This is a genomic window from Pseudomonas simiae (assembly GCF_000934565.1).
Classification (GTDB): Bacteria; Pseudomonadota; Gammaproteobacteria; order Pseudomonadales; family Pseudomonadaceae; genus Aquipseudomonas; species Aquipseudomonas simiae.
This window is the reverse complement of the sequence record NZ_CP010896.1, coordinates 2600057-2623577: the sequence shown is the minus strand read 5'-3', so window position 1 is coordinate 2623577 and position 23521 is coordinate 2600057. Positions and strand designations below refer to the sequence as shown.

Annotated in this window: 19 protein-coding genes and 2 riboswitches; of the genes, 7 read left to right on the top strand and 12 right to left on the bottom strand. The window is 62.3% G+C overall.

Annotated features, from left to right (window positions below; translation table 11 throughout):
- Positions 1–11 precede the first annotated feature (11 nt).
- The 5 genes from PF1751_RS11830 to PF1751_RS11810 are packed head-to-tail and all read right to left on the bottom strand — an operon-like array spanning position 12 to position 3841.
- Complete coding sequence (locus tag PF1751_RS11830; RefSeq protein WP_021491804.1) at positions 12–842, bottom strand: DUF2797 domain-containing protein; 831 nt, start codon at positions 840–842, stop codon at positions 12–14.
- Complete coding sequence (locus PF1751_RS11825) at positions 839–1099, bottom strand: YeaC family protein (RefSeq protein WP_010210866.1); 261 nt, start codon at positions 1097–1099, stop codon at positions 839–841. Before PF1751_RS11825 ends, PF1751_RS11830 begins: the two co-directional genes overlap by 4 nt.
- Positions 1100–1113: 14 nt before the next feature.
- Entirely contained in the window at positions 1114–1983 is an 870-nt protein-coding gene (locus tag PF1751_RS11820; protein ID WP_021491805.1) for a rhomboid family intramembrane serine protease, read from the bottom strand.
- Positions 1980–2954, bottom strand: coding sequence for a metallophosphoesterase (locus PF1751_RS11815; protein ID WP_373422413.1), 975 nt, complete (start codon positions 2952–2954; stop codon positions 1980–1982). Before PF1751_RS11815 ends, PF1751_RS11820 begins: the two co-directional genes overlap by 4 nt.
- Positions 2951–3841, bottom strand: coding sequence for an NAD(+) kinase (locus tag PF1751_RS11810; protein WP_010210870.1), 891 nt, complete (start codon positions 3839–3841; stop codon positions 2951–2953). The genes PF1751_RS11815 and PF1751_RS11810 overlap by 4 nt, the downstream gene beginning before the upstream one ends.
- Positions 3842–3985: 144 nt before the next feature.
- On the opposite strand from PF1751_RS11810, the gene PF1751_RS11805 reads away from it, so the two are divergent.
- On the top strand, positions 3986–4933 hold the full coding sequence (locus PF1751_RS11805) for a DUF1853 family protein (protein ID WP_044287048.1): 948 nt from the start codon (positions 3986–3988) through the stop codon (positions 4931–4933).
- Positions 4934–5047: 114 nt separating this feature from the next.
- Here PF1751_RS11805 and PF1751_RS11800 read toward each other — a convergent pair whose 3' ends face one another.
- Genes PF1751_RS11800 through cobW form a run of 4 tightly spaced genes read right to left on the bottom strand, consistent with a single transcriptional unit; the run spans position 5048 to position 11590 of the window.
- A complete protein-coding gene (locus PF1751_RS11800) occupies positions 5048–5650 on the bottom strand; it encodes a VWA domain-containing protein (protein WP_044287047.1) in 603 nt (200 codons plus the stop codon).
- A 53-nt stretch (positions 5651–5703) separates the two neighbouring features.
- Positions 5704–6702 (bottom strand): magnesium chelatase ATPase subunit I, encoded by a 999-nt coding sequence (locus PF1751_RS11795; protein WP_021491684.1) that lies wholly within the window; start codon positions 6700–6702, stop codon positions 5704–5706.
- A 55-nt stretch (positions 6703–6757) separates the two neighbouring features.
- Positions 6758–10519, bottom strand: a complete 3762-nt coding sequence (cobN, locus tag PF1751_RS11790) for a cobaltochelatase subunit CobN (RefSeq protein WP_021491685.1) — start codon at positions 10517–10519, stop codon at positions 6758–6760.
- Positions 10520–10522: 3 nt separating this feature from the next.
- Entirely contained in the window at positions 10523–11590 is a 1068-nt protein-coding gene (gene cobW, locus PF1751_RS11785; RefSeq protein WP_021491686.1) for a cobalamin biosynthesis protein CobW, read from the bottom strand.
- A 93-nt stretch (positions 11591–11683) separates the two neighbouring features.
- Positions 11684–11883, bottom strand: a riboswitch (cobalamin riboswitch).
- 478 nt (positions 11884–12361) lie between these two features.
- Positions 12362–12566, top strand: a riboswitch (cobalamin riboswitch).
- Between the two features lie 96 nt (positions 12567–12662).
- Here cobW and PF1751_RS11780 point away from each other — a divergent pair.
- The 4 genes from PF1751_RS11780 (at position 12663) to cobM (ending at position 14773) form a co-directional block, all read left to right on the top strand.
- Positions 12663–12851 (top strand): CbtB domain-containing protein, encoded by a 189-nt coding sequence (locus PF1751_RS11780; protein ID WP_010210882.1) that lies wholly within the window; start codon positions 12663–12665, stop codon positions 12849–12851.
- Positions 12852–12862: 11 nt separating this feature from the next.
- Positions 12863–13567: a CbtA family protein gene (locus PF1751_RS11775; protein WP_010210883.1), complete on the top strand. Its 705-nt coding sequence runs from the start codon at positions 12863–12865 to the stop codon at positions 13565–13567.
- Positions 13564–13956, top strand: coding sequence for a cobalamin biosynthesis protein (locus tag PF1751_RS11770; protein ID WP_044287046.1), 393 nt, complete (start codon positions 13564–13566; stop codon positions 13954–13956). Before PF1751_RS11775 ends, PF1751_RS11770 begins: the two co-directional genes overlap by 4 nt.
- A 70-nt stretch (positions 13957–14026) precedes the next feature.
- Positions 14027–14773: a precorrin-4 C(11)-methyltransferase gene (gene cobM / locus PF1751_RS11765; protein WP_010210885.1), complete on the top strand. Its 747-nt coding sequence runs from the start codon at positions 14027–14029 to the stop codon at positions 14771–14773.
- Between the two features lie 65 nt (positions 14774–14838).
- Here cobM and nfuA read toward each other — a convergent pair whose 3' ends face one another.
- Positions 14839–15423, bottom strand: coding sequence for a Fe-S biogenesis protein NfuA (nfuA, locus tag PF1751_RS11760; protein WP_003173594.1), 585 nt, complete (start codon positions 15421–15423; stop codon positions 14839–14841).
- 519 nt (positions 15424–15942) lie between these two features.
- A complete protein-coding gene (locus PF1751_RS11755; RefSeq protein ID WP_021491688.1) occupies positions 15943–18234 on the bottom strand; it encodes a fatty acid cis/trans isomerase in 2292 nt (763 codons plus the stop codon).
- A gap of 166 nt (positions 18235–18400) precedes the next feature.
- On the opposite strand from PF1751_RS11755, the gene metH reads away from it, so the two are divergent.
- Both metH and PF1751_RS11745 read left to right on the top strand, forming a co-directional pair.
- On the top strand, positions 18401–22111 hold the full coding sequence (gene metH / locus PF1751_RS11750; protein ID WP_021491689.1) for a methionine synthase: 3711 nt from the start codon (positions 18401–18403) through the stop codon (positions 22109–22111).
- A 52-nt stretch (positions 22112–22163) separates the two neighbouring features.
- Positions 22164–22382, top strand: a complete 219-nt coding sequence (locus PF1751_RS11745; protein ID WP_010210891.1) for a DUF2970 domain-containing protein — start codon at positions 22164–22166, stop codon at positions 22380–22382.
- On the opposite strand, the gene PF1751_RS11740 is transcribed toward PF1751_RS11745, so the two are convergent.
- Complete coding sequence (locus tag PF1751_RS11740) at positions 22379–23446, bottom strand: ABC transporter substrate-binding protein (RefSeq protein ID WP_021491690.1); 1068 nt, start codon at positions 23444–23446, stop codon at positions 22379–22381. The genes PF1751_RS11745 and PF1751_RS11740 overlap by 4 nt on opposite strands.
- Between the last annotated feature and the right edge of the window lie 75 nt (positions 23447–23521).

Genomic DNA, 23521 nt, shown 5'->3' with positions numbered 1-23521 from the left:
GTGGCATCCTTCTACTGATGCACGGCGAGCTGGTAGGCCGTGTACTTACGAATATTGATAACGCCGGTGTCGAAGATCAGGTATTGGCCCTTGATCCCCAGCAGCGTGCCTTCGGCAATCGGGTTCTTGTCCAGGTTGAAGCTGACGATCTTGGCCGGATACTGCTCCACCGGGTAGCGGATTTCGATCGGTTCGATGTCGGTCACCGGTTGGATGGCCTGCAGGCCAAAGCGTTCCTGCAAACCGAGCAAGCCTTCGGCGCAGGAAGCGAACAGCTCATCGCGCACCTGCTTGAGGTCGACCGCTTGGGCGTCGCCCTTGAGCAGCGCGCGCCAGTTGGTTTTGTCGGCCACCTGACTGCGGAACAGGTCTTCGACGAACCCGGACTGCTGGCGCGTCGCCACGCGCATGATCGGCAGCGCCTGGCTTGCACCCTGGTCCAGCCAGCGCGTCGGCAACTGGGTGGCGCGGGTGATGCCAACCTTGATCCCCGACGAGTTCGCCAGGTACACCACGTGGTCGGTCATGCAGAATTTTTCGCCCCAGCCCGGATCGCGGCAGGTGCCGGCATCGTAATGGCAACGCTCGGGGCTCATGATGCACAGGTCACACTGGGCCAGCTTGGTCATGCACGGGTAGCAGTAACCCTGGCTGAAGCTGGTCTTGGTCTTGCGGCCGCAATGGCTGCAATGAATGGCACCAAGGTATTCCAGGCGCACGTGAGTACCGATCAATGGATTGACCGGTACCTCGGCATCGCCTAGGCGAAACGCATATTGAACGGTCGGCTCACCGAGTTGCGCCGACATTTTGCTGACTGCACCGCGACCAATTTCAATCAATGGATCGCATCCGACTTGAACAGGATGTTCGGCACCGGCGCGGACTTGGACGCACATTCCTGCGGGCCCATGTAGCCGGTGCGCTGGTCTTCCGGCAGGTTCTGGATTTCCCAGGCGATCATGGCCTGCAACGACAGTTCGCGCTGTTCGGCAGAGAGCTTGCGGCCATCGGACCATTTGCCGATCTCCACGGCGAGCTTGAGGCTCTCGTAGATGTCCGGCGTGATGTTTTCGATCATTTCAGCAAAAGAGGACATAAGGCTCTTCCTTATCAAATAGACGCTTTGCGGCGGCTGTATAGCCCACCCAGCAAACCCGTCAGGCAACCGATAACCAGGCCGCCGACATGGGCAGCGTTGGCGATTTCGCCGAAACCGATCATCGAGACCAGCCCCGACAGGCAGAGCAGCAGCCATACCAGCATCATCACCAGCACCCCGCGGGGCAAGCGATAGGCCGGGTTAGGCGACAATAATTGAAAAATCCAGCAATGCCCGAGCAGGCCATACAGCACGCCGGACAACCCACCGAACAGGCCGGGGCCGCCATAAGCATATTGAGCGTAGTTGGACACCAGGCTGAACAACAGCGTCAGGCCCAGCAAGTTGATGCTGCCCTGGCGCGCTTCGATGCGCCGGCCCAGTTCCCAGTACCACATGCCGTTCATGGCCAGGTGCAGGATGCCAAAGTGGATCAGCATCGGGGTGACCAGCCGCCACCACTGCCCCGCCGCCAGGCTATCGGCCAGCGGCGTGAACTGGATGTACTCGCCGACGATGCGAAATGGCAGGAACGTCAGCCAGCTCATGGCTTGCAGGTTTTCACCGAGCAAGGTCACGGCGCCAACAATGATACTTGCCAGCAGCACCAAAGCGGTCAACGGGCTGTGCCGCAGTTGCTGAATGAACCCGGGCCGCTTGACCGGAGCCTGCTCGGGAATATCCAGTTGCTGGTCCGGGTCCCCGGCAGGAAAGCGTTGGTACAGTACGCGCACGTCGTCGCTGATGTTCTCGGGCACCCACAACACCTGCTCACCCGCCTCTTCACTGACACGATGGGGGACTTGCATACGTTGCAGCAGCAGGACAAAGCCGCCCAGGTCGACGCTCAAGGGTAAGCGTAATACCGCCACAGCACTCATTTGATGACCTCGGGCCGCTCAACGTCGACCCATACGAATTTATTCGGATCCAGCCGCGTCTCCTGATCCAGACGGTAGGCCACCAGCTTGCCATACAGCACTGCGCTGTAGTCCAGGCAGGCCAGGTTCGGTCGGATCGGCGCCGGTTTGCCGCTGCGCCAGTAATGGCCGACGAACAGCAAGGGTTCGTCGACGCCGTAGCGCAGCAGGGAATTCTTTTCGGTGGACGACAACGGCGTACGCGCCACCGGTTCCGGCAAGGCGTCGGGCTGGAACACGATATCGCCGTAGGTCTTGGGGTCGTCTTCCCAGAACTTGGTGCGGAAGAATGAGCGCGTCAGGCCATCGCCACCGGTCAGCGTCAAGCCATCCGGCAGGCGCATGTCGGTGCCACGCAGCAGGCGGTCGAACGCATTACAGGCAAAACTGCCCGGTACGGCGGCGGCCTGCAGGAAATGCTGGTCGATGCATCCGTTCGGAAAAGTCGCGCGCAGCGGATCGATAAAGCCGTTATCCCAGCAGGCGTGCACCACGCGGAAGCGTCCGGCATCGACAAACAGCGGCATGTCGTAGAACCAGCCGAGGAAGTCGTGCCAGTCGGCCGGGTGCTGTTCGAATTGGGTCAGGGTCTCGTGGATCAATCGCGCGTGCCGTGGGTTGTGTTCGCGCACGAACTGTTTGCCACTGCCAGGCGGTGCGGGCGTGGTCCAGCCCAGGGCGTTGAACTCATGGTTGCCCATGATGCACAGCGCCTGGCCGGCCTCGGCCATGTCGTGGACGATGTGCAAGGCCTCGCGGATGCGCGGGCCACGGTCGATGATATCGCCGAGGAACACCGCCATGCGCGACGGGTGGCGCCAGGTGCCGCCCTGCTTGTGGTAGCCCAACAGGTCGAGCAGGTGCTCAAGGGTATGGGCGCAACCGTGCACGTCACCAATCAGGTCGTAGCTACGCGCGGGATCGAGCATCAGTCGCCTCCACCCCCCAAGCGGCTGCCCCAGCCCAGCTTGGTGCGGCACACTTCGTAGTAGTTGTGGTCCAGCGGGTGGATCAACCGCAACTTCTGTGCCTTCTTGCTCACGGTGATGGTGTCACCGGGGGCGCAGGTGAAATGGTTCTGCCCGTCACACGACACCTGGGGGTAGATCTGCATGTCTTTGGACACCACGATTTTCAGCTCACTGTTGCCATCGACCACAATAGGCCTGCTCGACAACATATGGGGGTACATCGGCACGATCACAATGGCATCCAGCTTGGGATGCATGATCGGGCCGCCCGCCGACAGCGCGTAGGCCGTGGAGCCGGTAGGCGTGGCAACGATCAGGCCGTCGGCCTTCTGGCTGCACACGAACTGGCCGTCTATATAGAGCTCGAACTCGATCATCCGCGTGGACTTGCCGGGGTGCAGCACCACGTCATTCAAGGCATCGCCCTGGCCGATGGCTTCGCCGTGGCGACGCACTTCAGCTTGCAGCAGGAAGCGGTTTTCCACCAGGTAATGGCCGTCGAGCACCTTGGCCACTTCGACTTCCAGGTCATCGGGGCGGATATCGGTGAGGAACCCCAGGCTGCCACGGTTGATCCCCAGCACCGGCACGTTATGCCGAGCCAAGGCCCTGGCCGCACCCAGCAGGCTGCCGTCGCCACCGACCACAATCACCATGTCACAGACTTCGCCGAGCATCTTGCGCGATGAAGTCTGCAGGCCGTGGCCGGGGAGGATTTCAGCGATGGTGTCTTCGAGGATCACATGCAGATGGCGTTCCAGCAGGAATTTTTTCAGCCGGCGGACGGTGTCCAACACCTGGGTACTGCCCAGGCGACCGATAATGCCGATATTGCGAAATTGCTCCATGGGGCTCCTGCGGGATGTGGGGTGTGGCAAAAAGAAGGATTATGGGCGAAAGGCCGCCCCAGGCAAAATCCTTTGTCGCCATGAAGCCTTGATGACAATAGTTCTCAGCCACCCATGCAACCTTTAAACGGCTATGCTCGGACCATGACTGTGTTCCCGGATCTGCACACCCTGCCCCGACAGCTGCGCCACCCCGAAGTGCGCGACCTGGCGTGGGTGATGCTCGCCCCGCCGATGCTCGCGCGCACACCGTGGCCGCAACGCCACCCGCTGGCCGGCAGCGATTGGGTGCAGGCACCGCATCAACTGGAACGCTGGCTGCGCCAACTTGATCAGGACAGCGGCGCCTTGCAGCAATGGCTCAGCCTGTCACGCACGCGGCGCCTGGGCCTCTATTACGAACGCCTGTGGCAGTTCGCGGTGCAACATGCGCCGGGCGTGGAATTGCTGGCCGCCAACCTGCCGATCCGGCGTGCCGGGCATACCCTCGGCGAGCTGGACATGCTGCTGCGCGACCGCGATGGGGTGCATCACCTGGAGCTGGCGATCAAACTTTATCTTGGGCCACAGGATGGCCACGGCCAGGACACGGCGCAATGGCTGGGACCGGGTTGCCATGATCGGTTGGACCGCAAACTGGCTCATCTGGCCCAGCATCAACTGCCGATATCAGCGCGTGCGGAAAGCCGCGAGGCGTTGGCGGCGCTGGATATACAGCAATTCGATGCGCATTTGTGGCTGGGCGGTTACCTGCTCTACCCCTGGCCCGGCCAGGCTCAAGCCCCCGTCGGCGCCCATCCGCAGCACCTGCGTGGGCGCTGGTTGCATCAGCGCGATTGGCAAGCGTTTGTCAGCCTCAGCCAGCCGGGCCGCTGGCAACCCCTGCCCCGGCATGCGTGGCTGGCGCCGGCGCATTACCCGGCGGATCAGGTGTGGAGCGAGGCGCAGATGCAAGGCTGGCTGGCCGACCTGGACCCCATGGCCCCGGCGCAGTTGCTGGTGCGACTGGTGCAGGTGGGTGAGGATTGGGAGGAAGCTGAGCGGCTGTTTCTGGTGGCGGACCTTTGGCCGAATGTGCCGGGGGCTGGCTGAAGGATTTTTGGTGTATTGGAGGGCCTTATCGCAGGCAAGCCAGCGGCCACACTTTGACTGCACCGCCTATCAAATGTGGGAGCTGGCTTGCCTGCGAAAGCGATCGTCCAGGCGCTACAAGTCATCGATATGCCGATAATCCAGCTGCAACCCAGCCGCCAACTCTTGAGCCCGACCCAACCTGATCGGCCCACGCTCGATATCCACCAGCACGCCAGGGCACTCCAGCAACGGTAACCCGGCGATATCCTTGAGTCGTCCGTCAGTGATCACCAGCAACCGCTGTTGCTCAGCCGGATAACGCGCACGCCGCAGTGCCAGCCAATGCCTGGCCTCTACAAGCGCCGCGAGTAATGGCGTGCCGCCGCCCGCGCCCAACTGGTCCAGCCAACCCGCCAAGCCCTTCGCCGCCTTCAATCCCTGGACCTGCCAGTTGGGCGAATGCCCGCTGGCCGTCAACAACGCCATCCGTGCCCGCTGGCGGTAGGCATCATCAAACAACTGCGCCAACACGCCCTTGGCGTCGGAAAGCGCGTGATGTCGCCGGGTGGACGCCGACGCATCGACAATCACCAGCCACAACGCGGGGGCCGAACGACTGCGCAGGTGATAAAGCAGATCCTCACGGGTTTGCGGGCGCCCACCGAGCAAGGTGCCCGGCCAATTGATCGAGCCCTGTTTCGCGCTGCGCGCCTTGCCGTGCCTGCCTCTGTCCAGTTGCCCCGCGTTGGGGCGGGCATCCGCCCCCGCGTCAGGTCGGGGGCGAATGCCTAGGGCTTTTTTGGCCAGGCCGGCACATCGCGGCGTGCGCCGGTGGGCAAAGCCGGTGCGGGCATGTCACCCCATTGGCCTTGGCCTGGGGAAGCGTCGGAGGACTTGGGCGATTGCCCTTCACTCGGTGGACTCGAAGGAGTGGCCTGCTCTTGGCGGCGATGGCGCAAGGCAAACTCCGCCACAGCTTCAATATCTTCCTCGCCGATAGCATGGGCACCCCGCCAGGCGGCATGGGCCCGAGCGCCGCGCAACCAGACCAGGTCCGCACGCAACCCGTCGACGCCCGCAGCGAAGCACCGTTCGGTGATCCGAGCCAGCGTCTCATCGTCCAGCGCGATGGCATCCAGCCGCGCCCGCGCCTGAGTGCAGCGCTCTCGCAAGGCTGCCTGCGACTCATCCCATTGTGCGCAGAACGCCGCCGGGTCGCTGTCGAAATCCAGGCGACGACGAATGATCTGCCCACGCTCGACCGGCAAGGTCTGCCCACTCAACGCCACGTTGAAACCGAAACGGTCGAGCAGCTGCGGTCGCAACTCACCTTCCTCCGGGTTCATGGTGCCGATCAGCACGAAGCGCGCCGAATGGCGATGGGAAATACCATCGCGCTCGATCAGGTTGGTGCCGCTGGCGGCCACGTCCAGCAGCACATCCACCAAGTGGTCGGGCAGCAGGTTGACCTCATCGACGTACAATACGCCGCCATCGGCCTTCGCCAAGACCCCGGGTGAGAACTGCGCCCGCCCCTCGCCCAACGCGGCGTCCAGGTCCAGCGTGCCCACAAGGCGCTCTTCGGTGGCGCCCAAAGGCAACGTCACGAACTGACCACTGGCCAACAGGTCCGCCAAACCGCGCGCCAAGGTCGACTTGGCCATGCCGCGCGGACCTTCGATCAGCACACCGCCGATCTTCGGGTCGATGGCAGTCAGGCACAGCGCCAGTTTCAGGTCATCGGCGCCGACTACGGCGGACAGCGGGAAATGGGGAATATCAGTCATGCGATCCCTCTTCAAATTCTGCGACACAAGCCTGCTCACCACAACGAGCCCGCCTTTAGCCGTCCTCTTCTATATCCAGCAACAGGTTTTCCAGCGCCTCGCGATACGCCCCCGGCTCCTGCCACATGCCCCGCTGCTGGGCTTCGAGCATGCGCTCGGTCATGTCCCGCAAAGCGTCGGGGTTGTGTTGCTGCACAAAGGCGCGGGTGTCGGGGTCGAGCAGGTAGGCATCGGCCAGCAGCGCGTATTGATGATCGTCGATCAGCGCCGTGGTGGCGTCGAAAGCGAACAGGTTGTCCACGGTCGCCGCCATCTCGAATGCACCTTTATAGCCATGGCGCTTCACGCCTTCGATCCACTTGGGGTTGGCGGCGCGGGAGCGGATCACCCGGTTCAGCTCTTCCTTCAGAGTGCGGATCTTCGGCAGGTCCGGTTGGCTGTGGTCACCATGGTAGCTGGCGGCCTTGTCACCGCTGAGGGTTTCCACGGCAGCGAGCATGCCGCCCTGGAATTGGTAGTAGTCGTTGGAATCCAGCAGGTCGTGCTCACGATTGTCCTGGTTCTGCAGCACCGCCTGCACCTGGCTCAAGCGCTGAGCGAATTGCGCACGGGCGGCGGTGCCTTCATCGGAACCTCCATAGGCGTAGCCGCCCCAGTTGAGGTAAACCTCGGCCAAGTCCTCACGGCTTTGCCACAGGCGACCGTCGACCGCGCCCTGCACGCCCGCACCATAGGCGCCCGGCTTGGCGCCGAAAATGCGCCAACCGGCTTGTTTCGCCGCAGCTTCTGCGTCCAGGCCAGATGTGAGCAACGCCTCACGCTCACTGCGCACCTTGGCGGCCAGCGGGTTCATATCGTCCGGTTCATCCAGCGCCGCCACTGCCTGCACCGCGGCGTCGAACAGGCGGATCAGGTTGGCGAAGGCATCGCGGAAGAACCCGGACACACGCAGGGTCACGTCGACACGCGGGCGGTCCAGCAGGCTGATCGGCAGTATTTCAAAATCATCCACCCGTTGGCTGCCGGTCGCCCACACCGGGCGCACGCCCATCAGCGCCATGGCCTGGGCGATGTCGTCGCCGCCGGTGCGCATGGTGGCAGTGCCCCATACCGACAGGCCGAGTTGGCGCAGGTGGTCGCCGTGGTCTTGCAAATGTCGCTCGAGAATCAGGTTGGCGGATTGAAAGCCGATGCGCCAGGCCGTGGTAGTGGGCAGGTTGCGCACGTCGACGGTGAAAAAATTGCGACCCGTCGGCAGCACATCCAAACGTCCGCGGCTCGGCGCGCCACTTGGGCCGGCAGGCACAAAACGGCCACTGAGGGCATCCAGCAAGCCACACATTTCCGCCGGGCCACAAGCGTCCAGACGCGGCGCCACCACGATGCGCAGGCTTTCGATAACGGCCTTCACATCCTCCCAACCGGGCTCTTCCAGCTGTTCAAGCGGCCCCTCCAGCGCCTGTTCGATCAGCCGCGCGGCATACAGCTCCAGGCGCTCGCGGGTATCGCCGGCGGTGCGCCACAACTGCGCATCGATCTTCTGCAAGACCTGGGGACGGCGCCCGGTCCAGGGCTCGGCCAAAGCGCAATCCAGCGGATCAAAGCCCAAGTCAAAGGCCTTGGCCAACACACGCAGCAGACTCGATTGCGGACCACGGCCATCGCCACGCGGGATGCGCAGCAAGGCCAGCAAAGTATCGATACGCAGGCGACCTGCCGGCGACTCGCCAAAGATGTGCAGGCCATCGCGGATCTGCGACTCTTTCAAGTCGCACAGGTACGTGTCCAGGCGCGGCAGCCAGACGGCGGCGTCGGCGTCGCTCTCCAGCTCAAGTTCCTGGTCGATGCGGGTTTCGCGCACCAGCTTGAGGATGTCTTTCTGCAACTCCAGGGCGCGACGCGGATCCAGCAGTTGCGCTTCGTAGTACTCGTCCGCCAGCAGCTCAAGGTTACGCAGGGGGCCGTAGGTTTCGGCACGGGTCAGGGGCGGCATCAAGTGATCGATGATCACCGCCTGGGTGCGTCGCTTGGCCTGGGCGCCCTCGCCCGGATCGTTGACGATAAACGGGTAGATATTCGGCAGCGGCCCCAGCAGCGCATCGGGCCAGCAGTTTTCCGACAAGCCGACGCCCTTGCCCGGCAACCATTCAAGGTTGCCATGTTTGCCTACATGGATCACGCCGTGGGCACCGTAGGTGTGGCGCAACCAGAAGTAGAACGCCAGGTAACCGTGGGGCGGTACCAGGTCCGGGTCGTGGTAAACGGCGCTGGCGTCCACCTGATAACCCCGCGCCGGCTGGATACCGACGAACGTCAGGCCCAGGCGCAGGCCGGCGACCATCATGCGGCCATCGCGGAACATCGGGTCGTGATGAGGCGTGCCCCAGCGCTCCAGCACCGCCTGGCGATTGGCCGCGGGCAAGCGGCTGAACATCGCCTCGTAGTCCTCCAGGCCCAGGCTTTGGTGGCAGGGGCGCAGGTCGAGGCTGTCGAGGTCATTGGTAACGCCGCCGAGCAAAGCGTGGATCAGTGCCGTGCCGCTTTCCGGCAATGCATCCGACACCGGGTAGCCTTCGGCCTGCAGGGCACGCAGGATATTCAACGCCGCCGCCGGCGTATCCAGGCCGACACCATTGCCGATACGACCGTCGCGGGTCGGGTAATTGGCGAGGATCAGCGCGATGCGCTTGTCGCCATTCGGCACTCGCGCCAACTCGACCCAGCGCCGCGCCAGCTCAGCAACAAAATCCATGCGCTCCGGCGCGGCGCGGTAGCACACCACATCCGACTGGCTGCGCTCACTGCGCCAGGCCAGGTCCTTGAAGCTGATCGGCCGGCTGATGATCCGCCCGTCCAGCTCCGGCAAGGCAATGTGCATCGCCAGGTCGCGGGGGCCAAGACCTTGGTCGCTCGCTTCCCAGCCGGGCTGGTTGTCCTGGGCGCAGATCGCCTGGATCACCGGGATATTGCGGCGAAACGGCCGCAAGTGCGGCGCTTCCGGGCTGGACTGGGCGAAGCCGGTGGTGTTGAGAATCACCGCCGCGCCGACCTCGTCCAGCAGGTCCTCGACCACCGCCAGGCAGCCGGGTTCTTTCAAACTGGCCACCGCCATCGGCAACGGGTTGAGACCCGCCGCCTGCAAGCGCTGGCAGAACACATCGATAAAACCGGTATTGGCTGCCTGCAAATGCGAGCGATAGAACAACACCGCCGCCACCGGCCACTCGGCATTCCAGTCGGCCTGCCAATCATTCAGCCGGGCGCTGGCACGGTGCGGGTGATAAATCGCCGTGCGCGGCAAGGTTTGCGGCTCGGCCCAGGCGTAATCACGGCCCAGGTAAGTGCTGGCCAGGCAGCGATAGAAATCCAGGGCATTGCCCAGGCCGCCCTGGCGCAGGAAGTGCCAGAGGCGATCACGCTCTTCGGCGCCGACGGTACTTAGTCCGCTGAGCTCAGGGTCCGGGCGATCATCCCCCGGCACCAGAATCAGTTGAACGCCACGCTCGGCCAATTCCACCAGACGCTCAATGCCGTAACGCCAATAACCGATGCCACCATGCAGGGAAATCAGGATGACCTTGGCGTGGCGCAGCACCTCATCGACATACAGGTCGACCGAGGCATGGTTCTGCACCTGCATCGGGTTGGCCAAGCGAAAGCTGGGGTAATCGTCCGGCAACTGCTGGGCCGCTTCGGCCAGCAGCGCCAGGCTGGAATCGCCGCTGCACAGGATCACCAGATCAGCGGGGGTTTGTCCGAGGTCGGCAATATTGTCGTCCGAGACGAAACCACCGGGCTGGGTCCTGAGCAGGTGCATGGGTTAAACGCTGAGGGCTGCGCGCAGTTGCGCTTCAAGGCCCGCCGCGTCGAGGTCCTGACCGATCAGCACCAAGCGTGTGATGCGTGCTTCGTCCGGGCCCCAGGCACGGTCGAAGTGCTTGTCGAAACGCGTACCCACCCCTTGGATCAGCAGGCGCATCGGCTTGTTCGGAATCGCAGCGAAGCCTTTGACGCGCAGGATGCCGTGTTGCACCACCAACTGGGTCAGGGCGTCGAGCAGCAGCGCTTCATCGGCCTGCGGCAGGTCGATGGAGATGGAGTCGAAGGCGTCGTGATCATGGTCATGATCGTCTTCACCGTCATGGTGATGGTCGTGATGACTGTGGCGACCGTCGATATGCTCTTCGGAGCCGGCACCCAGGCCGATCAGCACGTCCAACGGCAAACGACCGCTGCTGGCTTCAATGATCTTCACCGCGGGCGGCAGTTCTTCCGCGACTTCCAGGCGCACACGGGCCAGGTCTTCAGGGCTGATCAGGTCGCTCTTGTTGAGGATCACCAGGTCGGCGCTGGCCAGTTGGTCGGCGAACAGCTCATGCAGCGGCGACTCGTGGTCCAGGTTCGGGTCGAGCTTGCGCTGGGCATCCACCTGGTCCGGGAAAGCGGCGAAGGTGCCGGCGGCCACGGCCGGACTGTCGACCACGGTGATCACAGCGTCGACGGTGCAGGCGCTGCGGATTTCCGGCCACTGAAAGGCTTGTACCAACGGTTTTGGCAGGGCCAGGCCGGAGGTTTCGATGAGGATATGGTCGAGGTCGCCGCGACGGGCCACCAACTCGCGCATCACTGGAAAGAACTCTTCCTGCACGGTGCAGCACAGGCAGCCATTGGCCAACTCGTAGACGCGGCCGTTGGCTTCTTCTTCGGTGCAGCCGATGGAGCACTGCTTGAGGATTTCACCGTCGATACCCAGTTCGCCGAATTCGTTGACGATCACGGCGATGCGACGGCCCTGGGCGTTATCGAGCATGTGGCGCAGCAAGGTAGTCTTGCCCGAGCCGAGGAAGCCGGTGACGATGGTGACGGGGAGTTTGGCCAGTGTTTTCATCGGATGCCCTTGGGGGCGGGCATACGGGACGATAGGCCCTGCGACGGCGCGCAGCAGCGGATTTCGTCACCGGATCACCCCGCCCGGTTGAAGTAGAAAATCGGTTGCGAGGCAGGTCTCCTGGCTTGGGGCTTGCGGGTCTTGCGACCGGCGCTGGCTGCGCCTTCCCGCCTTGTCGGCAGTGGCGTGGCAGTCAGCTGAACCCTTTACAGTTGCGGGGGCAGCCGCGGCTTGGACCGCGTTCCCTTCTTAGCTTCGGCCTGGGCCGAAGAACCTCGAAGGGTGTAAGGCTACGCAGTGCTTGGGGGATGGTCAATGATGGGGTTGGATTGGTTGGGTTAGTGTACATATCCGTTTCTGCGGTGATGGCTGCTATGGGTTCCGCCCTTACGGCGGGTCACTTTGGAAAAGAGCCCCAAAGTAACCAAAGGGCTCTTGCCCCAACACTCGGCACCTCGCTCACGCTCGGTGTGCCCGTAATCCGACAGGGATTTGGGGGGCCACCGCCACGCGCCATCCATGGCGCGGGGCGGCTAAACCGGCATCCCTGCCGGTTTACCCCCCAAATCCCTGTCGAATTCCGGCCAGCGTGTTTGACGGGGCGCTTAGGATCAAGATCAAGATCAAAAGCAAAAGCACAGCGGCCTGACAGCCGGCTTGAGTGGTGTAGAGCAAAGGCGGTTCGCTGTAGGAGCGGAACCCATTTCAGCCATCATCGCAACAAGGGATATGTACACACCCCAATTGACTCCCCTCCCACCCCCATGCTCTCCTACACATCTTGTTTCGGGTGCCCTTCACAGGGTGAAACGGGAAACCGGTGCGTCATAGCGATATGACCAGTCCGGTGCTGCCCCCGCAACGGTAAGCGAGTGAAGCGTCAGATCCACTGTGCCTCGACGGCATGGGAAGGCGATGCTTATTAGGCACATTGCCCCTCGCAAGCCCGGAGACCGGCCCGAAAAATTCAGATAACAAACCCGCGGTGGGCGGGCGCTGTTCAAACCCTGCGTGCCTGGCTCGCGGGGTTTCCATGCGCTCGTTTCACCCAGACACCTGAAAGGGACGCGCCATGTCGATCGTCAGCAGCACCTCGCACTCCGCCAGCAGCACCGCCACCCTGAGCCAACGCCTGACCGCCGCCATCGGCGCGTCGATCCTTGGTGCGTGCCTGGTGTACTTTGCCGGTTTCTCGCACATCGAGGCCGTGCACAACGCTGCCCACGATACCCGCCACAGCGCTGCGTTCCCGTGCCACTGAGACCTGCCGACATGATCAAGCGTATCGCGCAAACTGCAGGTTTCACCGGCCTGCTGGCCGCCCTGTTGCTGACCTTGCTGCAAAGCTTCTGGGTCGCCCCGCTGATTCTGCAGGCGGAAACCTTTGAAAAGGCCCCGGCCGCCACCGAAGTGGCCCACGAACACACCGAAGGCGCTGCCGCCCACACCCACGATGCCGAAGCCTGGGAGCCGGAAGACGGCTGGCAGCGCGTGCTCTCCACCACAGGCGGTAATCTGGTGGTCGCGGTCGGTTTTGCGCTGATGCTGGCCGGTCTCTACACACTGCGCGCGCCAACCCGCACCGCCCAAGGCCTGCTGTGGGGCTTGGCCGGTTACGCAACCTTCGTGCTGGCACCGACGATGGGCCTGCCGCCTGAGCTGCCGGGCACCGCCGCCGCGGACCTGGCGCTGCGCCAGACCTGGTGGATCGGCACTGCGGCTTCTACGGCTGCCGGCATCGCTTTGATCGTATTTGGTCGTAACTGGCTGTTGAAAGTGCTGGGCGTGGCGATCCTCGCCGTCCCCCACGTGATCGGCGCGCCACAGCCCGAAGTGCATTCGATGCTGGCACCGCAAGCCCTGGAAGCACAATTCAAGATCGCTTCACAGTTGACCAACGTCGCTTTCTGGCTCGCACTGGGCCTGATCAGCGCGTGGCTGTTCCGCCGCAACCGTGACGACCAATACTCGGCATGACCCTGGTGATCGGCCTGGGTTTCCAGCAGGGTTGCGATCTTCACACCTTGCTGGCGCTGTTCGATTCGGCCCTCGCCGAGGGCGGTATCGAGCGTCACCGCATTAGCGCGCTGGCCAGTATCGATCGCAAACAGAATGAACCGGGGTTACTGGCTCTGGCCCAGAGGCTGAACCTGCCACTGCAGTGTTTCAGCGCCGAGCAACTGGCGGCGTTTGAACACCGCCTGAGCCACAAATCCGACATCGCTTTTGCCCACACCGGCTGTTATGGCATCGCCGAAAGCGCCGCGCTGGCACTCGCCGAGCACCTTGCAGGCAGCCCTGCCCGCCTGTTGATCACTCGCAAAAAAACCGCCCAAGCCACCTTTGCATTAGCCTGCGCCGGCTAAAATCCCGATAATTGCCGCCCCCGATCATGAACAACATTCATGCTCGCCCGTTTTTTCGACAGGAACCACCATGACCGTCTACTTCATCGGCGCAGGCCCCGGCGACCCGGAATTGATCACCGTCAAAGGCCAGCGGCTGATCCGCAGTTGCCCGGTAATCATCTATGCCGGCTCATTGGTTCCGGCGGCGGTATTGGACGGCCATTCGGCGCTAACGGTGGTCAACAGCGCCGAATTGCACTTGGAACAGATCATTGACCTGATCAAAACCGCCCACGACAACGGCCAGGACGTGGCCCGCGTCCATTCCGGTGACCCGAGCCTGTATGGCGCCATTGGCGAACAGATCCGCCATCTGCGGGAGCTGGGCATTCCCTTCCAGATCATTCCCGGCGTCACCGCCGTGGCCGCCTGCGCCGCCCTGCTGGAAACCGAGCTGACCCTGCCCGATATCGCCCAAAGCGTGATCCTGACCCGCTATGCCGACAAAACCCGCATGCCCGCCGGCGAGGATTTCGACAGCCTGGCCCGGCATGGCACCACCATGGCGATTCACCTGGGGGTCAATCACCTGGAGAAGATCGTCGCTGAGCTGCTGCCGCACTACGGCGCGGATTGCCCGATTGCCGTGGTGCACCGGGCAACCTGGCCGGATCAGGATTGGGCGATGGGCACGTTGAGTGACATTACCGAGAAGGTGGCGGCCAAGGGCTTTCGGCGCACGGCATTGATTGTGGTGGGCCGGGTGTTGGCAAGTGACAGCTTCAGTGAGTCGTCGCTGTATCGCGCGGGCCATGCTCATCTTTACCGCCCCTGAAACCCAGGCATAAAAAAACGGCGCTCACGGGGCGCCGTTTTTTCTGCTCGCAGTGAACGCCTTATTCAGTAGTAGGCGTTTTCTTTCTGCGTGTGGTCGGTCACGTCACGCACGCCCTTGAGCTCTGGAATACGCTCCAGCAAGGTGCGCTCGATGCCTTCACGCAGGGTCACGTCCGCCTGGCCACAGCCTTGGCAGCCGCCGCCGAATTTCAACACCGCAATGCCGTCTTCGACCACGTCGATCAGGCTGACCTGGCCGCCGTGGCTGGCCAGGCCTGGGTTGATCTCGGTCTGCAGGTAGTAATTGATGCGCTCGTTCACCGGGCTGTCGGCGTTGACGTTCGGCACCTTGGCGTTTGGCGCCTTGATGGTCAACTGGCCGCCCATGCGGTCGGTGGCGTAGTCGACCACGGCGTCGTCGAGGAAGGCTTCGCTGAAGGCATCGATGTACGCGGTGAAGCTTTTCAGCCCCAGGGCGGTGTCTTCAGGTTTCTCTTCCCCAGGCTTGCAGTAGGCAATGCAAGTCTCGGCGTATTGGGTGCCGGGTTGGGTGATGAAGACGCGGATGCCGATACCCGGGGTGTTCTGCTTGGACAGCAGGTCAGCCAGGTAATCGTGGGCGGCGTCGGTAATGGTTATGGCAGTCATGGAAACTCCTCACAGGCTTGCCAGCAGTTTACGCCAAAATATTACGCAGGTACAAAGTCCTAGTGTTTTTGTCGGGATAGGTTTTTTGGGGGGGTGTACATATCCGTTATTTGGGTGATGGCTGCTATGGGTTCCGCTCTTACGGCGGGTCACTTTTGAAAAGAGTCCAAAAGCAACCAAAAGGCTCTTGCCCCAATACTCGGTGTGCCCGTAATCCGACAGGGGTTTGGGGGACCGCAAGAGCACGGCGGCCTGAGTGGTGTAGAGCAAAGGCAAGGGCAAACGCAGTCCCTGTAGGAGCTGGCTTGCCTGCGATGGTGGTTAACGATGACGCGGGTAACCAGACAAAACGCGGCGTTCTCACGTTTTTCGCCGGCAAGCCGGCTCCTACAAAGGACGAAAAGCGTATCCACGATGCGAAGCGAGTCGCGCTTGCTCTGGCTTTTGATCTGAGGCGCCGTAAGGGCGGAACCAATATCAGCCGTTACCGCAGCAACGGATATGCACTCCGAAAAGATCTCACAAGTTCTGATACCGATTCATATCCAACACCCCCTCTTCCACCGGCGTAGTCTCCCGAATGTACTGCGACACATCATGGAAGTACTGCCAAAACAACGGATGACTGCGCCGCACACCCCAGCGATCCACAATCTTCTCGAAACGCTTGGCATCCTTGGCCTGCTCCATTTCAGCCACAAACTCCGGCACTTCCTGGGCAGGGATATTGAACATAAAGTTCGGATAGCTGCTCAGCACGCCAGGATAAATCGTCACCGTGTCCAAGCCCGGCTGATAGCGATAAGCCTCACCCAGCAGAAACGCCACGTTACTGTGGGCACGATTGCGCAGCATGCTGTAGAGCACACGCTTACCGCTGGCGGTCTCGACACGCAACATCGTCGCTTCAGGCAGTTGGTCGATGACCTTGAGCCCGGCGGCCGGGCGTGAAGTCAGGCGGCTCAGCGCCTGCTCCGCATCCTGAATGGCTGGGTCCACGCCGTCACGCGAGCAATAGGCGCCCGTGCAGCGGTTGATCGGATCCGGGCTCGCATTCAAATCGCCATAACGCGTGAGCAACTGGTTGGCAAAGTCGCGCTTCGGATCGTTTTCATTCAGGTGCAGGCCAGTGGGTTTATCGTCATCAATGGCTTCATAGTCCAGCCATAGCTTGAGCTTGCCGCTGTTCTGGTACCAGTCATCCAAGAAGCCCTCGCGGGAATCGGCCGGCATCAGGCGCAGGAAGTTCTGCTCGGCACCGTTGCGAATCAGGTCGAAATACAACCGGGTCTGGGCCTGGTGCGACACGTTGCCGAACACATCGAAGTTCACCGCCAACTGATAATAGGTGCGCTCCAGCAGCGGGTAGTCGAACAGCCACAGGGTTTGCGGCACCTCGCCAATCAGGCCTTTGGTCACCGAAGCGCTGTCGAAGTGGCGGAAGATGCTCAGCAAGGCATTGTCATTGCCCGCCCACAGGGTCGACCAGCTTGGCGGCGGCAAGTCAGCATAGCTGTCGCGGCGCAGGGCCTCGTATTCATTACGTTTGTCGCGGTACGCCAGCCACAGGCTGAGCACGCTGCCGACGTCATCGTTCTGCCCCGGCATCGCCAGCAACGGCGTGGCCTGGCCGCGATAGCGCGCATCGGTGATGTACAGGTCGTGGTCCGGGTCTTGGAACAGGGTCCAGAAGTTGTCACGGATCACGTCCGTGGCAATCTGCCCACGGCACACCGGCCCACGGATAAAGGTGCGTACGAAGTATTCGGCGTTGTCCAGCATGAACTGGTAACGCGCCTTGGCCGGGATGGCTTCGAAGGTTTCGAAGGGGTTGGCGCGACGGCCTGGGCCATAGCCCGGCAAGGCGTTGACCTGCCAGTTGCCGGCGTAGAACAGTTCTTTGATCCGCGCCATCTTCTGGGCACTGAACGGGTACGCGATGTGGGTTTTATGCACAATCACACCCTGCACCGGCCACAGGCGGTAATACACACGGGTGCCTGGATCATCATTGGGGCGACGGGTGGCGATCAGATCGATCGGCTGGCCGCTGGGCGTACGCGAACGCACCCACTGGAAGAAATGCCCCGGTTCGCCGTTTTCGAAGTAGATGTGCGCGAGAAACAGATGTTCGAACAACCAGCGCGCCACCAGGCTCTCCCGCGCACCCGGCTGGTTGAACAGGTTTTCCCACTGCTGCACCTGCAGGGCTTCCTTGGCGCTGGGCGCCAGGCCTTGTTCATCGATAGGAGCGCCGGACGCGAGCCAGCGTTGCAGGGTCTGGTATTGCTGGTCCGTCAGGCCGGTGACCGCCAGCGGCATGCCTTCCTTGGGATGGGCACCGGCGTAGGCATTGAACTCGCCGGGCATGGCGCACATGTTTTCACGGTTCAGGCCCAGTACGATATCTTGAGGCAACTTGGCGTTGGGTTGCAGCGGTGCGTTATGGCCCAGCTCCAGCATGCGTGCCATCAAGGCCGCCTGGCTGCCCTGGGCGTCCAGCACCGAGTAAAAGCCCTTTTGCTGCCAGGCCTGCTTGCCAAAGGCGTCATAGAACAGCCGTGTGGTCGGGGTCGCCTGGCTGCGCTCGCCATCATAGACCGGCACTTTGTTTGCACCCCGGGCCGCGCCCTCGCCACTGCCCAGGTTGAGCTGGCAGGCGGAGTCGTAGCAGGCGTGGCAGGCCACGCACTTCTCGGTAAAGATTGGTTGAATGTCGCGAGTGTACGAAATCGCCGGGGCGGGTCCGTCAGCCTGTGCGATGCAAGCGACCAGCGCCAGGACGGCGCTGGTGATGAGGCGAAGTGACATGTATCGGGTCCCGGTTCAATGCGTGCGCTGAAAATTTGCCGGTGATTCTACCGGGCCATACTCCCCAGCAACATGAACGATATTCATGCAAAAACTGCGCATGCTCTAAATCGGCACAGGTTTGTTATGATTCACGCCCTCCGAAATGCCTGACCAGAGTAGTCCCATGTCCGATCGTAGCGTTCGTCTGCAAGCCCTTCATCAAGCCCTCAAGGAACGTATCCTGATCCTCGACGGCGGCATGGGCACGATGATCCAAAGCTACAAGCTTGAGGAAAATGACTACCGTGGCAAACGCTTCGCCGACTGGCCCAGCGACGTCAAGGGTAACAACGACCTGCTGGTGATCACCCGTCCAGACGTAATCGGCGGCATCGAAAAAGCCTACTTGGATGCCGGCGCCGACATCCTCGAAACCAACACCTTCAACGCCACGCGCATCTCCATGGCCGACTACGGCATGGAAGCGCTGGCGTTTGAGCTAAACGTAGAAGGCGCACGCCTGGCGCGCAAGATCGCCGACGCCAAAACGGCGGAAACCCCGGACAAGCCGCGTTTCGTCGCAGGCGTGCTCGGCCCGACCAGCCGCACCTGCTCGCTGTCGCCCGACGTGAACAACCCCGGCTACCGCAACGTGACCTTCGATGAATTGGTGGAAAACTACACCGAGGCCACCAAAGGCCTGATCGAAGGCGGTGCCGACCTGATCCTGATCGAAACCATTTTCGACACCCTCAATGCCAAGGCCGCGATCTTCGCCGTGCAAGGCGTGTTCGAGGAATTGAATATTGAGCTGCCGATCATGATTTCCGGCACCATCACCGACGCCTCCGGGCGTACCCTGTCGGGCCAGACCACCGAAGCGTTCTGGAACTCCGTGGCCCACGCCAAGCCGATCTCCGTGGGCCTCAACTGCGCCCTGGGTGCCAGCGAGCTGCGTCCGTACCTGGAAGAATTGTCGAACAAGGCCAACACCCACGTTTCTGCCCACCCGAACGCCGGCCTGCCCAACGAATTCGGCGAATACGACGAGTTGCCGTCACAAACCGCCAAGGTCATCGAAGAGTTCGCCCAGAGCGGCTTCCTCAACATTGTCGGCGGCTGCTGCGGCACCACGCCGGGCCACATCGAGGCCATCGCCAAGGCCGTGGCCGGTTACGCGCCGCGCCAGATCCCGGATATTCCGAAGGCTTGCCGCCTGTCAGGCCTGGAGCCGTTCACCATCGATCGCAGCTCGTTGTTCGTCAACGTCGGCGAGCGCACCAACATCACCGGCTCGGCCAAGTTCGCCCGCCTGATCCGTGAAGACAACTACACCGAAGCCCTGGAAGTCGCGCTGCAGCAGGTGGAAGCCGGCGCCCAGGTGATCGACATCAACATGGACGAGGGCATGTTGGATTCGAAGAAGGCCATGGTGACCTTCCTCAATCTGATCGCCGGCGAGCCGGACATCTCCCGCGTGCCGATCATGATCGACTCCTCCAAGTGGGACGTGATCGAGGCCGGCCTCAAGTGCATCCAGGGCAAGGGCATCGTCAACTCCATCAGCATGAAGGAAGGCGTGGAGCAGTTCATCCACCACGCCAAGCTGTGCAAGCGCTATGGCGCTGCGGTGGTGGTGATGGCGTTCGATGAAGCCGGCCAGGCCGACACCGAAGCGCGCAAGAAAGAGATCTGCAAACGCTCCTACGACATCCTGGTGAATGAAGTCGGCTTCCCACCGGAAGACATCATCTTCGACCCGAACATCTTTGCGGTCGCCACCGGTATCGAAGAGCACAACAACTACGCCGTCGACTTTATCAACGCCTGCGCCTACATCCGTGACGAGCTGCCGTATGCACTGACCTCCGGCGGCGTGTCCAACGTGTCGTTCTCGTTCCGTGGCAACAACCCGGTGCGTGAGGCAATCCATTCGGTGTTCCTGCTGTATGCGATCCGCAATGGGCTGACCATGGGCATCGTCAACGCCGGCCAGCTGGAGATCTACGACCAGATCCCGGCCGAGCTGCGTGATGCCGTGGAAGACGTGGTGCTCAACCGCACGCCGGACGGCACCGACGCCCTGCTCGCCATCGCCGACAAGTACAAGGGCGACGGCAGCGTCAAGGAAGCCGAGACCGAAGAATGGCGTGGCTGGGACGTGAACAAGCGCCTGGAACACGCGCTGGTCAAAGGCATCACTACGCACATCGTGGAAGACACCGAGGAATCGCGGCTGTCGTTCGAGCGCCCGATCGAAGTGATCGAAGGCCCGCTGATGTCCGGCATGAACATCGTCGGCGACCTGTTTGGCGCTGGTAAGATGTTCCTGCCCCAGGTGGTGAAATCTGCCCGCGTGATGAAACAGGCGGTAGCGCACTTGATCCCGTTCATCGAACTCGAAAAAGGCGACAAGCCGGAAGCCAAGGGCAAGATCCTGATGGCAACCGTAAAAGGCGACGTGCACGACATCGGCAAAAACATTGTCGGCGTGGTGCTCGGCTGCAACGGCTATGACATCGTCGACCTGGGCGTAATGGTGCCGGCAGAGAAGATCCTGCAGGTGGCCAAGGAACAGAAGTGCGACATTATCGGGCTGTCCGGCCTGATCACCCCGTCCCTGGACGAGATGGTCCATGTGGCTCGCGAGATGCAGCGCCAGGACTTCCACCTGCCGCTGATGATCGGTGGCGCCACCACCTCCAAGGCGCACACGGCGGTAAAGATCGAGCCCAAGTACAGTAACGATGCCGTGGTGTACGTCACTGACGCCTCCCGCGCCGTGGGCGTGGCGACGCAGTTGCTGTCCAAGGAACTGAAAGCCGGCTTCGTGGAGCGCACTCGCGAGGAGTACGTGGAAGTGCGCGAGCGCACCTCGAACCGCAGCGCCCGCACCGAGCGCCTGAGCTATCCCGCCGCCATCGCCAAAAAGCCACAGTTCGACTGGAGCACCTACAGCCCGGTGGTGCCGACCTTTACCGGCGCCAAGGTGCTGGACAATATCGACCTCAAGGTGCTGGCCGAGTACATCGACTGGACACCGTTCTTCATTTCCTGGGACCTGGCGGGCAAATTCCCACGCATTCTTACTGACGAAGTCGTCGGTGAAGCGGCCACCGCGCTGTACGCCGATGCCCAGGAAATGCTCAAGAAATTGATCGACGAAAAACTCATCAGCGCCCGTGCGGTGTTCGGTTTCTGGCCGACCAACCAGGTGCAGGACGACGACCTGGAAGTCTACGGCGACGACGGCCAGCCGATCGCAAAACTGCACCACCTGCGCCAGCAGATCATCAAGACCGATGGCAAGCCAAACTTCTCCCTGGCCGACTTCGTAGCGCCCAAGGACAGCGGTGTGACTGACTACATCGGTGGTTTTATCACCACCGCCGGTATCGGTGCCGAAGAAGTCGCCAAGGCCTACCAGGACGCGGGCGACGACTACAACTCGATCATGGTCAAGGCCCTGGCCGACCGCCTGGCCGAAGCCTGCGCTGAATGGCTGCACCAGCAGGTGCGTAAAGAGCACTGGGGCTACGCCAAGGATGAGCAATTGGACAACGAGGCGCTGATCAAAGAGCAATACAGCGGCATCCGCCCTGCCCCCGGTTACCCCGCGTGCCCGGATCACACCGAGAAAGCCCAGTTGTTTCAACTGCTCGACCCCGAGGCCCGCGAAATGCATGCAGGTCGTAGCGGCGTGTTCCTCACCGAGCATTACGCGATGTTCCCGGCGGCGGCCGTCAGCGGCTGGTACTTCGCCCACCCGCAGGCGCAGTACTTTGCCGTGGGTAAGGTCGACAAGGACCAGGTGGCGAGCTACACCGCGCGCAAAGGCCAGGACCTGAGTGTGACCGAACGTTGGCTGGCGCCGAACCTGGGCTACGACAACTAAGCCCGGCTGGATTGTCTATGCTATCCCTCACACACCTGGTGTCGAGGGATGTATGGACGATCCAATCAACAACAAGCCCCCTACCTTCTGGCAGATGCTGCACAGCGTGATCGCGGCCGCGTTTGGCGTGCAAAGCGGCAAGAACCGCGCTCGCGACTTTACCCACGGCAGGCCCAGCCACTTTGTAGCGTTGGGCATTCTGTTCACGGTGGTGTTTGCCCTGACGTTGTTCGGTATCGTCAAGCTGGTGCTGCTGTTGGCCGGCGTCTAGCGCAGCAGCAGTTGCAGGCTGAAGGGGTAACGGTAGGACGCCGGCTTGCCGACGGCAGACAGTGCACGGAAATCCACTGGCGCCGCTGGCGCCAACAACCGTTGTGCCTGGGTGGCGTCTATCAACTGGAACAGCGCTTCCTGGCGGTCGCGCCCGCCATGGGCGTCGATTGGCACGCCCTTGGCATCATCATGGATCAACACCATCGCCCACCCGCCCAGGGTGAAATGCCCGGCGACCAGTGTACTCAGCCGTCCATCCAGCCGTGCCTGCAAAATCTGCGGCGAACTGTTCACCGCACTGAACAACACCTCCTGACCCGGCACCCGCCCACTGTCCTGTAGCGCCTGCATGGCGCCAAGCGCCATTTCGTCGTTGGCCGACCACACCAGCGCGGTCTGCGGGTAGCGCTTGAACAACAGCACCGCTTGCTCGAACGCGCGCTGGCGGCTCCATTCGCCGGAGACCAACTGGCGCAGGCGCACTTCAGGGTGCTCAGCCAGGGCACGGCGCAGGCCCTTTTCGCGCAGCTGCGCGGCCGGGGTCGTCTTGGTGCCGGAGAATGCCAGCAGGTCGATGGATTCGCCAGGCTTTGCAGGGCCGTGCTGGCGCAGCAAGTCGGTCAGCATCAAATAACCGGCCTGCTCGTCGTTGGCGACCATGCTGCCCATCACGTCGGCGTCGTTGCGGGCGTTCAGCAATTGCACCTGATCGGCGGTCAGCGCGTTATTCACAATCAGCAGCTTGACCCCGCTCCCCTGGGCCATGCGCAGGATCTGCGGGGCAACGTATTGCTCGTTCACCAACACCAGGTAATCCGGCCGCTCGCTGCCTTGCAGTGCCTCGCGCGCCTGATTCAGGGTGTTGCGGGTGTCACGCTCGGAATAGCGCACACGCAAATGCAGGCCGAGGTCCTTGGCTCCGGCCTGCATGAACTGCGCGTAGCTGACCCAGAAGGTTTCCGTCGACATGCCAGGGTTGAGAAACACCACCGACGTGGCATGGGCCATCGCCCCGTACGCCGATCCCAGCAACCACACGCACGCAATCAGCACCTTCGACATTGATGTTCAGCCCCGGATATTTGACCGTCATGATAATGGCATTGCGACAGTCAATCGAGGCTGTTTACTGGTGGC

Bases quoted from the DNA above. Each gene is read 5' to 3' on its own strand.
- cobW (WP_021491686.1), bottom strand. From the start codon at position 11,590: ATGAAAACACTGGCCAAACTCCCCGTCACCATCGTCACCGGCTTCCTC.
- PF1751_RS11740 (WP_021491690.1), bottom strand. From the start codon at position 23,446: ATGTCGAAGGTGCTGATTGCGTGCGTGTGGTTGCTGGGATCGGCGTAC.
- PF1751_RS11745 (WP_010210891.1), top strand. From the start codon at position 22,164: ATGGACGATCCAATCAACAACAAGCCCCCTACCTTCTGGCAGATGCTG.
- PF1751_RS11775 (WP_010210883.1), top strand. From the start codon at position 12,863: ATGATCAAGCGTATCGCGCAAACTGCAGGTTTCACCGGCCTGCTGGCC.
- PF1751_RS11780 (WP_010210882.1), top strand. From the start codon at position 12,663: ATGTCGATCGTCAGCAGCACCTCGCACTCCGCCAGCAGCACCGCCACC.
- PF1751_RS11755 (WP_021491688.1), bottom strand. From the start codon at position 18,234: ATGTCACTTCGCCTCATCACCAGCGCCGTCCTGGCGCTGGTCGCTTGC.
- nfuA (WP_003173594.1), bottom strand. From the start codon at position 15,423: ATGACTGCCATAACCATTACCGACGCCGCCCACGATTACCTGGCTGAC.
- PF1751_RS11795 (WP_021491684.1), bottom strand. From the start codon at position 6,702: ATGACTGATATTCCCCATTTCCCGCTGTCCGCCGTAGTCGGCGCCGAT.
- PF1751_RS11770 (WP_044287046.1), top strand. From the start codon at position 13,564: ATGACCCTGGTGATCGGCCTGGGTTTCCAGCAGGGTTGCGATCTTCAC.
- cobM (WP_010210885.1), top strand. From the start codon at position 14,027: ATGACCGTCTACTTCATCGGCGCAGGCCCCGGCGACCCGGAATTGATC.
- cobN (WP_021491685.1), bottom strand. From the start codon at position 10,519: ATGCACCTGCTCAGGACCCAGCCCGGTGGTTTCGTCTCGGACGACAAT.
- PF1751_RS11820 (WP_021491805.1), bottom strand. From the start codon at position 1,983: ATGAGTGCTGTGGCGGTATTACGCTTACCCTTGAGCGTCGACCTGGGC.
- PF1751_RS11810 (WP_010210870.1), bottom strand. From the start codon at position 3,841: ATGGAGCAATTTCGCAATATCGGCATTATCGGTCGCCTGGGCAGTACC.
- PF1751_RS11825 (WP_010210866.1), bottom strand. From the start codon at position 1,099: ATGTCCTCTTTTGCTGAAATGATCGAAAACATCACGCCGGACATCTAC.
- metH (WP_021491689.1), top strand. From the start codon at position 18,401: ATGTCCGATCGTAGCGTTCGTCTGCAAGCCCTTCATCAAGCCCTCAAG.
- PF1751_RS11805 (WP_044287048.1), top strand. From the start codon at position 3,986: ATGACTGTGTTCCCGGATCTGCACACCCTGCCCCGACAGCTGCGCCAC.